Origin of the sequence: Serratia sp. CY47444 (assembly GCF_052168635.1) — a bacterium.
In the GTDB taxonomy this organism is placed as follows: domain Bacteria; phylum Pseudomonadota; class Gammaproteobacteria; order Enterobacterales; family Enterobacteriaceae; genus Serratia; species Serratia bockelmannii.
Window position 1 is genome coordinate 420,084 of sequence record NZ_JBJNMH010000001.1, and the last position, 12,773, is coordinate 432,856.

General features: G+C 59.7%; 12 protein-coding genes, 2 tRNA genes and 1 other RNA gene. 10 read left to right on the top strand and 5 right to left on the bottom strand.

All coding sequences use genetic code 11. From position 1 onward, the window contains the following. Positions 1 to 50: 50 nt before the first annotated feature. The 7 genes from purU to ACJ8IL_RS01900 all read left to right on the top strand — a co-directional run bounded on the left by purU (position 51) and on the right by ACJ8IL_RS01900 (position 3,727). On the top strand, positions 51 to 899 hold the full coding sequence (gene purU, locus ACJ8IL_RS01870; protein ID WP_004932187.1) for a formyltetrahydrofolate deformylase: 849 nt from the start codon (positions 51 to 53) through the stop codon (positions 897 to 899). A gap of 175 nt (positions 900 to 1,074) precedes the next feature. Further along, positions 1,075 to 1,159 (top strand) — tRNA-Tyr (locus tag ACJ8IL_RS01875). A 189-nt stretch (positions 1,160 to 1,348) separates the two neighbouring features. Next, positions 1,349 to 1,433 (top strand) — tRNA-Tyr (locus tag ACJ8IL_RS01880). Between the two features lie 47 nt (positions 1,434 to 1,480). Continuing rightward, positions 1,481 to 1,608, top strand: a non-coding RNA gene (locus ACJ8IL_RS01885) — RtT sRNA. 192 nt (positions 1,609 to 1,800) lie between these two features. Continuing rightward, the gene (locus ACJ8IL_RS01890) at positions 1,801 to 2,373 is read left to right on the top strand and encodes a TIGR00730 family Rossman fold protein (protein WP_004932190.1); all 573 of its coding nucleotides are present in this window, start codon (positions 1,801 to 1,803) and stop codon (positions 2,371 to 2,373) included. A gap of 101 nt (positions 2,374 to 2,474) precedes the next feature. Further along, on the top strand, positions 2,475 to 3,281 hold the full coding sequence (xthA, locus tag ACJ8IL_RS01895; protein WP_025303083.1) for an exodeoxyribonuclease III: 807 nt from the start codon (positions 2,475 to 2,477) through the stop codon (positions 3,279 to 3,281). Positions 3,282 to 3,325: 44 nt separating this feature from the next. Beyond that, positions 3,326 to 3,727, top strand: coding sequence for a pyrimidine (deoxy)nucleoside triphosphate diphosphatase (locus ACJ8IL_RS01900; RefSeq protein WP_173889484.1), 402 nt, complete (start codon positions 3,326 to 3,328; stop codon positions 3,725 to 3,727). A gap of 21 nt (positions 3,728 to 3,748) precedes the next feature. Here the strand turns inward: ACJ8IL_RS01900 and ACJ8IL_RS01905 are convergent, their stop codons facing one another. The 5 genes from ACJ8IL_RS01905 to ACJ8IL_RS01925 form a co-directional block, all read right to left on the bottom strand. Next, positions 3,749 to 4,045 carry a YnjH family protein gene (locus ACJ8IL_RS01905; RefSeq protein WP_025303085.1) on the bottom strand — a complete coding sequence of 99 codons (297 nt, stop codon included), beginning with the start codon at positions 4,043 to 4,045 and terminating at the stop codon, positions 3,749 to 3,751. Beyond that, entirely contained in the window at positions 4,042 to 5,967 is a 1,926-nt protein-coding gene (locus ACJ8IL_RS01910; protein ID WP_043142985.1) for a DNA topoisomerase III, read from the bottom strand. Before ACJ8IL_RS01910 ends, ACJ8IL_RS01905 begins: the two co-directional genes overlap by 4 nt. Further along, positions 5,967 to 7,076 carry a tRNA 2-selenouridine(34) synthase MnmH gene (gene mnmH, locus ACJ8IL_RS01915; RefSeq protein ID WP_346411586.1) on the bottom strand — a complete coding sequence of 370 codons (1,110 nt, stop codon included), beginning with the start codon at positions 7,074 to 7,076 and terminating at the stop codon, positions 5,967 to 5,969. Before mnmH ends, ACJ8IL_RS01910 begins: the two co-directional genes overlap by 1 nt. A gap of 8 nt (positions 7,077 to 7,084) precedes the next feature. Further along, positions 7,085 to 8,128, bottom strand: a complete 1,044-nt coding sequence (gene selD / locus ACJ8IL_RS01920; protein ID WP_060433208.1) for a selenide, water dikinase SelD — start codon at positions 8,126 to 8,128, stop codon at positions 7,085 to 7,087. Between the two features lie 157 nt (positions 8,129 to 8,285). After that, on the bottom strand, positions 8,286 to 8,837 hold the full coding sequence (locus tag ACJ8IL_RS01925; protein ID WP_004932204.1) for an NAD(P)H nitroreductase: 552 nt from the start codon (positions 8,835 to 8,837) through the stop codon (positions 8,286 to 8,288). A gap of 160 nt (positions 8,838 to 8,997) precedes the next feature. Here ACJ8IL_RS01925 and sppA point away from each other — a divergent pair, with 160 nt between their 5' ends. From sppA to pncA, 3 genes are all read left to right on the top strand, one after another. Then, on the top strand, positions 8,998 to 10,854 hold the full coding sequence (sppA, locus tag ACJ8IL_RS01930; protein WP_025303089.1) for a signal peptide peptidase SppA: 1,857 nt from the start codon (positions 8,998 to 9,000) through the stop codon (positions 10,852 to 10,854). Between the two features lie 93 nt (positions 10,855 to 10,947). Next, positions 10,948 to 11,964, top strand: a complete 1,017-nt coding sequence (ansA, locus tag ACJ8IL_RS01935) for an asparaginase (protein WP_025303090.1) — start codon at positions 10,948 to 10,950, stop codon at positions 11,962 to 11,964. Positions 11,965 to 11,986: 22 nt separating this feature from the next. Next, positions 11,987 to 12,619 carry a bifunctional nicotinamidase/pyrazinamidase gene (pncA, locus tag ACJ8IL_RS01940; protein WP_049203352.1) on the top strand — a complete coding sequence of 211 codons (633 nt, stop codon included), beginning with the start codon at positions 11,987 to 11,989 and terminating at the stop codon, positions 12,617 to 12,619. Positions 12,620 to 12,773: the final 154 nt, after the last annotated feature.

The window sequence follows — 12,773 nt, forward strand, 5'->3', positions numbered from 1 at the left end:
TTACGCCTGCGCAGACAGGCCGTTCAGTATCAGACAGGATCCTCAAACCCATGCCACACCAAAATGTACAACGAAAAGTGTTACGCACCATCTGCCCGGACGCCAAAGGGCTGATCGCCAAGATCACCAACATCTGTTACAAGCACGAACTCAATATCGTCCAGAATAATGAGTTCGTCGATCACCGCACCGGGCGTTTCTTTATGCGCACCGAGCTGGAAGGCATTTTCAACGACAACACGCTGCTGGCCGATCTGGACAGCGCGCTGCCGGAAGGTTCGCTGCGCGAGCTGCACAGCACCGGGCGCCGTCGCATCGTGGTACTGGTCACCAAAGAGGCTCACTGCCTGGGCGACTTGTTGATGAAAAGCGCCTATGGCGGCCTCGACGTTGAAATCGCCGCCGTGATCGGCAACCACGACACGCTGCAAACGCTGGTGGAACGTTTCGATATTCCTTTCCATTTGGTGAGCCACGAAGGCTTGACGCGTGAGCAACACGACCGCGAAATGACGGCCAAGATCGATCAATACCAGCCGGATTACGTGGTGCTGGCCAAATATATGCGCGTGCTGACCCCGGCCTTCGTGCAGCATTATCCGAATCAGGTGATCAACATTCACCATTCGTTCCTGCCGGCATTTATCGGCGCGCGCCCTTATCACCAGGCCTATGAACGCGGGGTAAAAATCATCGGCGCCACCGCCCACTACGTTAACGACAATCTCGACGAAGGCCCGATCATCATGCAGGACGTGATCCACGTCGATCACACCTATTCCGCCGAGGATATGATGCGCGCCGGGCGCGACGTAGAGAAAAATGTGCTTAGCCGCGCGCTGTATCAGGTGCTGGCGCAGCGTGTCTTCGTTTACGGCAACCGCACCGTTATTCTGTAATCGCTCAATAAATCGGTGCATTTCGTTCAGGGATGCACCGCCAAGAATAAAAAAACGGCAAACGATTCATTTTCTGCATTTCAATGCTTTACACATCCGCTTCATTTGATATGATGCGCCCCGCTTACCGAGACAGCGCTCTCGCAAGCAAGGCCAGTTAAATAGCCATGCATATGGTGGGGTTCCCGAGCGGCCAAAGGGAGCAGACTGTAAATCTGCCGTCACTGACTTCGAAGGTTCGAATCCTTCCCCCACCACCATCTTTTCTCTGTTGATGAACTTGAAGCGAAAGCCGAAATATCATTAAACGCCGAGGGGGAGGATGAGAAGCTTCGACAAGGTTCGAGCCGAGCGCAGCGAGACAACGCGCTTTAGCGCGGTAATCCTTAGAAGCACACAACAGGAATTTAGCCAATTCTTTAAAAAATCAGCAAATCCATGAATACCATGGTGGGGTTCCCGAGCGGCCAAAGGGAGCAGACTGTAAATCTGCCGTCACAGACTTCGAAGGTTCGAATCCTTCCCCCACCACCATCTCTTGCAAAAATCCCCAAACCAAATTAAAAACACATCGCCTCCATAATGTTCCGTATTGGGGAAGGATGAGAAGCTTCGACCAAGGTTCGAGTCTCACGCAGTGAGACAACGCGCTTCAGCGCGGCCCGCAGGGTGAGTCGCACAGCGACGAATCATCCTTCCCCCACCACCATCTCCTGCAGAAAAATCCAAACCCTACTTAAAACTCGTTGCATCCAATGTTTTCGTATCAATAAATCAAGTTATCTCCCCTTATTAACCGCTTCCATCCAGACGTTTTATTTCTCTCCTCCGCCCGTAACTTGAACTCCGGCCGACAATTCGCTATACCACTGGCTTCTTTAGTGCAGTAAGGAACAGGTGGATGCGAAACAATATTTGCGTTTTTTGTGGCGCCAGTGAGGGCGTCAATCCCGCTTATGCCGAGCAGGCTCGTCAACTGGGGCAGCTGCTGGCCGCTCAGGGGCGCCGTTTAATCTACGGCGGCGGCAAAAAAGGATTGATGGGGATCGTGGCGGACGCGGTGTTGGCAGCGGGCGGTGAAGCTGTCGGCATTATCCCCGAGCGCCTGGTGGAAGCGGAAACGGCGCATCGCGGCCTGACCGAACTGGAAGTGGTACCCGATATGCATACGCGCAAAGCCCGTATGGCGGCGCTGGCGGACAGTTTTATCGCCCTGCCCGGCGGCATCGGCACGCTGGAAGAGCTGTTTGAAATCTGGACTTGGGGGCAAATCGGCTATCACAACAAACCGGTCGGCCTGCTGAACGTCAACGGATTCTACCGCCCGCTGAGCCAGTTCCTCGAGCACGTCGCCGATCAGGGTTTCATGCGCCACGACTATCTCGGTACCCTGCACATCAGTGAATCGGCACAAACGCTGCTGCAACAGTTTGACGACTATCAACCTAAAAATTACGACCGCTGGGCGAAATAAACCCGCTGCGCAGTCAGCGGTCCCGCCGCTGTCTGCGTTACATTTCCCGCCAAACTCTGCTACTATCACAGCACATTTTTCTCGTGAAAACGGCACCGCTCATGAAGTTTGTCTCTTTTAATATCAATGGACTGCGCGCGCGTCCGCATCAGCTGGCGGCAATTATCGAACAGCACCAGCCCGACGTGATCGGTCTGCAGGAAACCAAAGTTCACGATGACATGTTCCCATTGGAAGACGTCAGCCAACACGGCTACCACGTATTCTATCACGGGCAAAAAGGCCATTACGGCGTGGCGCTGCTGACCAAAGCGGAGCCTCTGGCCGTGCGCCGCGGTTTCCCGACCGATGAAGAAGATGCGCAGCGTCGCATCATCATGGCCGATCTGGCTACGCCACAGGGCACGCTGACGGTGATCAACGGCTACTTCCCGCAAGGTGAAAGCCGCGACCATCCGATCAAATTCCCGGCTAAAACGCGGTTTTATCAGGACCTGCAAAATTACCTGGAGCAACAGCTGTCGGCAGAATCCCCGGTGCTGATCATGGGCGACATGAATATCAGCCCCAGCGATTACGATATCGGCATCGGCGAAGACAACCGCAAACGCTGGCTGCGCACCGGTAAATGCTCCTTCCTGCCGGAAGAACGTGAATGGATGGACCGCCTGCTGAACTGGGGCCTGGTGGATACCTACCGCCACGCCAACCCGGGGCGCAGCGACGAATTCTCGTGGTTCGACTACCGCTCCAAAGGGTTCGACGACAACCGCGGCCTGCGTATCGATCTGCTGCTCGCCAGCACCCCGCTGGCTTCGCGCTGCATCGCCACCGGTATCGATTACCAAACCCGCGGCATGGAGAAACCTTCCGACCATGCACCGGTCTGGGCGGAATTTACGCTGTAACCCCATCACCCCGGCGCTCGCCGGGGTTTTACTCTGTGAAGCCAATGAAAATTATCGACGTGGTAGCCGCCATTCTGGAACAAAATGGCCGCATTTTGCTGGCCCAGCGCGGCGCAGGCAGCGACCAGGCCGGTCTGTGGGAATTCCCCGGCGGCAAGGTTGAAGCCGGCGAAAGCCAGCCAGAGGCGCTGGCGCGCGAGCTGGATGAAGAATTGGGAATTTGCGCCCGTATCGGCAACTATGTGGGCAGCAATCAGTGGCAGCAAGGCGAACGCCTCATCCGGCTGCACGCCTGGCAAGTCGCGGAGTTCTCCGGTGAACTGCAACAGCGCTGCCACTCGGCGCTGGTCTGGGTCACGCCGCAACAGGCGCAGGAATACGCTCTGGCACCCGCTGACGTTCCACTGCTGGCGGGCTATATCGCCGCGCAAGGCGATGTACGCTGAGCGCGGCGATAGGTTACATCGTCACTTCTTCAATCGCACCCAAATTAAGGGGTTGGTGCCGATGGTGTTAGGCTCACGCACGCACTGCAGCACTTCCCCTTCCACTTTAAGCACCGCGCCCTCGGAATAGTTCTGGTTCTGGTAGACGCAACAGCGGTTGCAGGGCTGCGCCGGCGGCGGGTTGACGCCGCTTTTGGCCGTGCCCCAAATCTCCGGCGAAACCGGCAACACCACGTCCACATCGCCCCGGTTGGCGGCCGCCAGGCCGCAGTACGCCAGGGCAGCGGCAGCCAGCACTCCATTGAGTCCACGCTTCATTCACTTTTCTCCTGCGCCTTGCCGGCGCTTTTCCTGCGTTTTTTGCCCCCGCTGGAGGGCGGCGGCGGCAATCCACGAAACGCCATGCTCGCCCGGCTCTGCTTGGCCTGATAAATCAGCTCTTGCAACGTGCCGACCAACGGCTGCATAAAGTCCTGATAACGGCAGGATTTCTCGCTGATTTGCGTCAGCGTGGCTTCCCAGTTTGCCGTCATATCAGGACGCGCAGCAAGATCCGGCAGCGAGTGAATCAACGCGCGCCCGGTTTCGCTGGAGTGAATATAGCGTCCCTTCTTGTACAGAAACGCCCGTTTGAACAGCAATTCGATGATCCCCGCTCGCGTCGCTTCCGTACCTAAACCATCGGTCGCTCGCAGGATTTTCTTTAGCGCTTTATCTTGTACGAACCGCGCGATGCCGGTCATGGCCGACAACAGGCTGGCGTCGGTAAACGGCCGCGGGGGCTGCGTCTGGCGCTCCACCACTTCACCGCGCTCACACAGCAGCTCATCATCTTTAGCCACCACCGGCAACGGTGCGCCCTCATTTTCCTCGTCGCGTTCCTTGCTGCCCAGCAGCGTACGCCAACCGGCCTCCGCCAGGAAACGCGCCTTGGCGATGAATTTGCCGCCGGCGATATCCAGCTCGATCACGCATTTGCGGAACACCGCATCCGGACAAAACTGCATCAGGTACTGGCGCGCCACCAGTCCATACACGTTCCGTTCATCCTGCGTCAGATTAATCTTGCCGGCGCGGGCGGTGGGAATGATGGCATGGTGCGCATCGACCTTTTTATCGTCCCAGCAGCGGTTGCGGCGATCGCTGTCGATCACCGGCTGCGGGTACAGTTCAGGCTGGTGCACGCTGATGGCGTTCAGCACCGCGTGGCGGCCGGCGAAATGCTCTTCCGGCAGATAGCGACAGTCGGAACGCGGATAGGTGATCAATTTGTGGGTTTCGTACAGCCGCTGGCAAACGTCCAGCACCTGTTGCGCGCTGAGGTTATAACGCCGGGCCGCTTCGATTTGCAGCGTGGAGAGCGAAAACGGCAGCGGCGCGGTATCTGATTCCCGTTTATCGTTATAAGACGTGACCAGGGCCGGCTGGCCTTCGATGCGCTTGACCACGTGCTCCGCCAACGGCCGGTGCAGCAAACGCCCCTCTTCGTCCTGATAAGGCTCGCAGGAGTCGCTGGGTTGCCACAGCGCCACAAAGCGTTCTTCTTTCGGCGTAACGATGTGCGCTTTGACCTCAAAGAAATCTTTCGGCACGAAGTTTTCGATCTCTTCATCGCGCCGCACCACCAATCCCAGCACCGGCGTCTGCACCCTGCCCACCGACAGCACACCGTCGTAACCGGCGTTGCGGCCCAGCAGCGTATAAGCGCGGGTCATATTGATGCCGTACAGCCAGTCTGCGCGCGAACGTGCCAGCGCAGACACGCACAGCGGGATAAAGTCTCGGTTGTCGCGCAGCCGCTCGACCGCGCGCTCCACCGCCTGCGGGTTGAGATCGTTGATCAGACAGCGGCGCACGTTCTGGCGCTTCTCCGCCGTCAAATCCAGGTAGTCCAGCACCTCATCCACCAGCAGTTGCCCTTCGCGATCCGGGTCGCCGGCGTGAACCACTTCATCGGCTTCAAGCAGCAACTTTTTAATGGCGTTGAGCTGTTTACTGACCGAAGGCCGCGGCTGCAACCGCCATTTTTCGGGAATGATCGGCAGATCCGCCAACGACCAGCGCGCATAGCGGCTGTCATAAGCGTCAGGCTGAGCCTGCTCCAACAGGTGGCCGACGCACCAGGTCACCACGTCGTTGTTGCCACAGGCGATATACCCGTCGCCGCGGCGATGCGGCTTGGGCAAGACGTCGGCAATGGCGCGCGCCAAACTCGGTTTCTCGGCTATGAACAGTCGCATTATTCACCGTTTTTCTGGCTGAACGTCATCAAGAATTCTCTTACTTCTGCATAGTTCCCACGGAAGACAATCCGCTGGGCTTTCTTTTCCAACTGATAGCAATACATCGGATCGTAGTACTGCTGCAACAGGGGCGCCAGCCACTCGCGGTGCGCCTCGCCCTGGCCGCTGAGCCGCTGTGTCCGCAGCGCCGCTTCCAGTCGTTGCGTCAGCTGCTGGAAGCGTTCCAGCCCCAGGCGGCGGCGTATGGCGAACAGTCCGTGGTGCAGATAGTCGTCGTACTGTCGCCAGCCGTCTTCCACACCATAGGCCTGTTCGAACTGTTCGCGCATGCCGTCGATATATTCCGCCTGCAGACGCGCCAGACGAATGTCGAACGGATCGTCGATCACCGCCACCGGCGCCTGCTGCATCCCATTGAACAGCGGCAGCGGCAGATTGTTGCTGCCGATGATCCGCCCTTCGTCTTCCAGCACCCAACGGCGGCTGCCACCATGCTGTTTTTTCAGCAATAACACAGCCAGACGATTCTCAAAATCGATCTGCGAGCTCTGGCCCGCCAGCGTTCGACCAAAAGATGAACCGCGATGGCGCGCCACGCCTTCCAGATCGACGCCGTCGGCCAGTTCGTTGACCAGCAACGTCTTGCCGCTGCCGGTATTGCCGCCCACCAGGGCCATCGGCAATGCCGCGCTTTGCGCCAGCACGCCGAGCAAATAATTGCGCAGCGCCTTATAACCGCCAATGATACGCGGGTACTCGACGCCGGCCTCATGCAGCCATTGCTGCACCAGCTGCGAGCGCAGCCCGCCGCGGAAGCAGTAAATATAGCCTTCGGGCCGCTCTGCGCAGGCCGCCAGCCAGGCGGCGGTGCGCTGTTCGCGCAGTTTGCCGTTCACCAGGCTGTGGCCGAGCGCGATCGCCGCTTGTTGCCCATGCTGCTTATAGCAGGTGCCGACCGCCTGGCGTTCGCTGTCGATCATCAGCGGCAGATTCAGTGCCTGAGCGAAGGCGCCCTGCTGAAACTCGATCGGTGCGCGCACGTCAATCAGCGGCACGTCCTGCAGGAAAATGCGTGGGTAATCGTCGCTGTCCGCCCTTCCTTGCATGTTGGACACTACGCGACCTCGATCAGCGGCTTATCGGCCGATGCCACATGCAATTCACCGATAGCGTTGAGCGTGATACCGTGCTGTTCGGCAATCGCCAGCACCTGCGCTTCCGCCTCCGGCAATACCGCCAACAGCAAGCCGCCGGAGGTTTGCGGATCGCACAGCAGCTGGCGCTGCAAATCGCTCATCTCGCCCACCAGATGGCCATAGCTGTCGAAGTTGCGCCCGGTGCCGCCCGGCACACAGCCCTCGGCGATATACTCCTCGACGTCCGGCAGTTTCGGCACCCGATCAAACCAGACCGTCGCCTGCAGACCGGAGCCCTGGCATACCTCGCTCAGGTGACCCAGCAGGCCAAAGCCGGTGATGTCGGTCATCGCTGTGACGCCCGCCACCTCGGCAAAATCAGCACCCGGTTTATTCAGGCGACACATCACTTCAGTCGCCAGGCCCTGATGCTCAGGGCGCAGCTTGCTTTGCTTCTCGGCGGTCGTCAGCACACCGATGCCCAACGGCTTGGTCAGATAAAGTTTTGATCCGGCCTGTGCCGCGCTGTTTTTCTTCACCCGCTCGGTATTGACCACGCCGGTCACCGCCAGGCCGAAAATAGGTTCCGGTGCATCGATAGAATGGCCACCGGCCAGCGCGATCCCCGCCTGCTGGCAGGCGAAACGGCCGCCGTCGATCACCTGCTGCGCCACCTCCGGCGGCAGCTTGGCGATCGGCCAGCCGAGAATGGCGATCGCCATGATCGGTTTGCCGCCCATGGCGTACACGTCGCTGATGGCGTTGGCAGCCGCAATGCGGCCGAAATCGAATGGATCGTCGACGATCGGCATGAAGAAGTCGGTGGTGCTGATGATGCCGACGCCGTTGCCAATGTCGTACACCGCCGCATCGTCGCGGGTTTCATTGCCGACCAGCAGGCGCGGATCGACAAACTTTTCCCGCTCGCTATGCAGGATGGTTTCGAGAACTTTCGGTGAGATTTTGCAGCCGCAGCCAGCGCCATGGCTGTACTGGGTTAAACGGATCGCTGGCGATGTCATAGTCCACTCCCTTCGGTAACGGCACTCAAGATAACATAGGGTAGCGCTTGCCGAGGGGATTGATAAGAGCGGGCCGCCGATAAGCGAACGGCCTGCTCAGAAACCATGCAATTTTGCGGGGTTTGGCGCATTTTCACCGCGCCCCGTTGGAAAAAACTCAGAAATAGCTGACGAAAGGCGTGCTGTCCGGCGGCGTCACCTTGGTGGCAGCCTTCAGCTGCGGCGTCCCCAGATAGAGGAAGCCGACGATCTCGTCCTGCTCGCGGCAACCGAAGGCTTCACGCACCAGCGCATGCTCGGTCCAGGCGCCGGTGCGCCAGATGCCGTTAAAGCCCTGCGCCAGCGCCGCCATCTGCATCGCCTGCACGGCGCAACCGGCGGAAACCACCTGCTCCCAGCGCGGCACTTTGGTCTCTTCCGTGCAGTGCGCGATGACGGTGATGATCAGCGGTGCGCGGAACGGCGCCTTGGTGGCTTTTTCGATCGCCGCCTCGTCCAGCTGATCCTGCTTCGCCGCCGCCTGCAGCAGCTGACTGAAGCGTTCCAGGCCCTGATTCTCGATCATCACGAAACGCCACGGCTGCAGCGCGCCGTGATCGGGTGCACGCAGGCCCGCGTTGATGATATTTTGGCGCACTTCCCCCGCCGGCGCCGGTTCCGCCAGGCGCGAAGCCGAGCGACGATTCAATAAAAGATCCAGAGCATCCATCGTAAACTCCTGATAACAATTTTCATTCCGGCCACGTTAACATAGCTAAACGAGGAGTTACAGCCTCGGCGATAGCGTCTGTGTGCCACGATTTAAAGCTGACATTTACCCGGCCGCTCATTAGGATAGCGGAACATTCTCGACTCTTGTTGGAGAGCACATGCGCACATTGTGGCAAATTATTGCCGGCATTTTCCGGTGGACATGGCGTCTGCTGAATTTTATCAGGGAACTGATCCTTAACCTGTTCCTGGTCTTGCTGATCCTGGTTGGGGTCGGCATCTATCTGTCCTTCCAAAGTTCCTCCACCTCGACGGCCCCGGCGCGCGGCGCGCTGCTGGTCGATTTAAGCGGCGTGGTGGTCGATCAGCCTTCGGTAAACAACCGAGTGCGGCAGTGGGGCCGCGAACTGTTGGGCGCCTCCAGCAGCCGCCTGCAGGAAAACTCGCTGTTCGACGTAGTCGACAGCATCCGCAAGGCCAAAGACGACAAAAACATTACCGGCATGGTGTTGCAGCTGAATGATTTCGTCGGCGCCGATCAGCCGTCGCTGCGCTATATCGGCAAAGCGCTGCGCGAGTTCCGCGACAGCGGCAAACCGATCTTCGCTATCGGCGACAGCTACAACCAGACGCAATACTATCTGGCCAGCTACGCCAACAAGGTCTACCTGTCGCCGCAGGGCGCGGTCGATCTGCACGGTTTCGCCACCAACAACCTGTATTACAAGTCGTTGCTGGACATGCTCAAGGTCACCACCAATATCTTCCGCGTCGGCACCTATAAATCGGCGGTCGAACCGCTGATCCGCGACGATATGTCTCCGGCGGCGCGCGAAGCAGACAGCCGCTGGATTGGCGGCCTGTGGCAGAACTATCTGGAGACCGTCGCGGCCAACCGCCAACTGACGCCGCAGCAGCTGTTCCCCGGCGCCGCCGGCGTGCTGAGCGGCCTGCAGGCGGCCGGTGGCGACACCGCTCGCTATGCGCTGGACAACAAGCTGGTGGACGAGTTGGCGTCGCGCACCGCGATCGAAAATCAGCTGGTCAAGACCTTCGGCTGGGACAAACAGGTAAACGATTTCAACGCCATCAGCATCTACGACTATCAGCCGAAACCGGACGCGAACCAGGGCGGCAAGATCGCCGTCGTCTTCGCCAACGGCGCCATCATGGACGGCCCGCAGACGCCGGGTAACGTCGGGGGCGACACCACCGCCGCCGAGCTGCGTCAGGCACGTCTGGATCCGGCCATCAAAGCCGTGGTGTTCCGTGTCAACAGCCCTGGCGGCAGCGTCAGCGCGTCCGAAGTGATCCGCTCCGAGCTGGCCGCCGTGCGCGCCGCCGGCAAACCGGTGGTGGTGTCGATGGGCGGCATGGCCGCGTCGGGCGGTTACTGGGTCTCGACGCCGGCCGACTACATCATCGCCAGCCCGAGTACGCTGACTGGCTCCATCGGCATTTTCGGCATCATCAATACCTACGAGAAAACCCTGGATACGCTGGGCGTGCACACCGACGGCGTGGCGACCTCGCCGCTGGCCGACATCGCGGTCACCAAGGCGTTGCCGCAGGAGTTCTCGCAGATGATGCAGCTGAACATCGAAAACGGGTATAAGAACTTCCTCGATTTGGTTGCCAAATCGCGCAAGATGACCCCGCAGCAGGTCGATCAAATCGCCCAAGGCCACGTCTGGCTCGGCAGCGACGCCAAGGCCAACGGCCTGGTCGATCAGTTGGGCGATTTCGACGACGCGGTGAAGAAAGCCGCTGAGCTGGCGAAACTGCAACAGTGGCAGCTCGACTGGTTCGTCGATACCCCGAGCCTGAGCGATATGGTGCTCAGCCAGTTCGGCGTTTCCATTCACGCCATGCTGCCGGCGGCGATTCAGGCCATGCTGCCTGCCCCGCTGGCCTCGGTCGCCAATGCGGTGAAGGAGCAGCCGGGTTTGTTCAATAACTTGAACGATCCGCAGAACCGTTACGCGATCTGTCTGACCTGCGGAGAAGTCCGCTAACAAATAATTCTGCAGCCCGGCCATCGCCGGGCTTTTTTTCTGCCGCCATGCCCCTATAATTCAGCCCATCTTATCTTTGTTAAAATCATGACCATGCAAAAGAAATCCATTTACGTCGCCTACACCGGCGGCACCATCGGCATGCAGCGCTCCGATCACGGCTATATCCCGGTTTCCGGCCACCTGCAGCGCCAACTGGCGCTGATGCCGGAATTCCATCGGCCGGAAATGCCGGATTTCACCATTCATGAATACGCGCCATTGATTGACTCTTCGGACATGACGCCGGAAGACTGGCAGCACATCGCCGACGACATCAAGCAGAACTACGATCGCTACGACGGCTTCGTGATCCTGCACGGCACCGACACCATGGCGTTCACCGCCTCGGCGCTTTCCTTCATGCTGGAGAACCTGGCTAAGCCGGTGATCGTCACCGGCTCGCAGATTCCGCTGGCGGAGCTGCGCTCCGATGGCCAAACCAATCTGCTGAATGCATTGTACCTGGCAGCCAACCATCCGGTGAACGAAGTCAGCCTGTTCTTCAACAACAAGCTGTTCCGCGGCAACCGCACCACCAAGGCGCACGCCGACGGCTTCGACGCTTTCGCTTCACCCAACCTGCCGCCGCTGCTGGAAGCCGGTATCCACATTCGTCGCCAGCACGGCATCGACAGCCCGACTTGCAACGGCGGGTTACGAGTGCACGACATCACGCCGCAGCCGATCGGCGTGGTCACTATCTATCCGGGCATTTCCGGCGCGGTGGTGCGTAACTTCCTGCTGCAGCCGGTCAAGGCGCTGATCCTGCGTTCCTACGGCGTCGGCAACGCGCCGCAGAAGGCCGAGCTGATCGACGAGTTGCGTGCGGCCTCCGAACGCGGCATCGTGGTGGTCAACCTGACGCAGTGCATCTCCGGGCGCGTCAATATGGAAGGCTACGCCACCGGCAACGCGCTGGCGCACGCCGGGGTTATCAGCGGTTTCGACATGACGGTGGAAGCCGCCCTGACCAAGCTGCACTATCTGTTGAGCCAGCCGCTGACGCCGGAACAAATCCGCGCCCTGATGCAGCAAGATCTGCGCGGCGAGCTGAGCATCAACGGTTAATCGACTGAACTCTGGAGCGGCGATGAAAACGGCCCTGTTGTTGATCGATCTGCAAAACGACTTCTGCCCCGGCGGCGCGCTGGCGGTCACGGCGGGCGACGCCGTCATCCCGGTCGCCAATCAGGCGATCGCCGCCTGCCTGGCGCGGGGAGAGCCGGTGGTGGCCAGCCAGGACTGGCACCCCGCCAATCACCGCAGCTTTGCGGTGAACTCCGATGCGCAGGTCGGCACTCTCGGTGAGCTGGAAGGCCTGCCGCAGGTGTGGTGGCCGGTGCACTGCGTGCAAGGGAGCCACGGCGCCGATTTTCATCCCCAGTTACAGCGGCAACACATCAATGCCGTCTTTCGCAAAGGGCAAGATACGAACATCGACAGCTACAGCGCGTTCTTCGATAACGGCCACCGTGCGCAAACCGAACTCCACGGCTGGCTGCAATCGCAGGGCGTCCGGCGGTTGGCTGTCATGGGCCTGGCGACCGACTACTGCGTGAAGTTCAGCGTGCTGGATGCGCTGGCTGCCGGCTATCCGACGCAAGTGATCGTCGACGGCTGCCGCGGCGTGAATCTGCAGCCGGACGACAGTGAGCGAGCGCTGCAGGACATGGCGCGCGCCGGCGCGCAGCTAGTTACCCTGTCACAGTTTCTCGCCAACTAAATCCGCTCGGGCGCCACCGGCGCCCTCTCTGCGCGGCGGCGAAATTATCGACGCTGCTCACAATACCGCCTTTCTTCTTCCCCAACGGCTTGTGACCGGCAGGCGCTTTTGCTGTTATGACTGCGACGCTTTTGGCGTCAATCGGTTATACGCA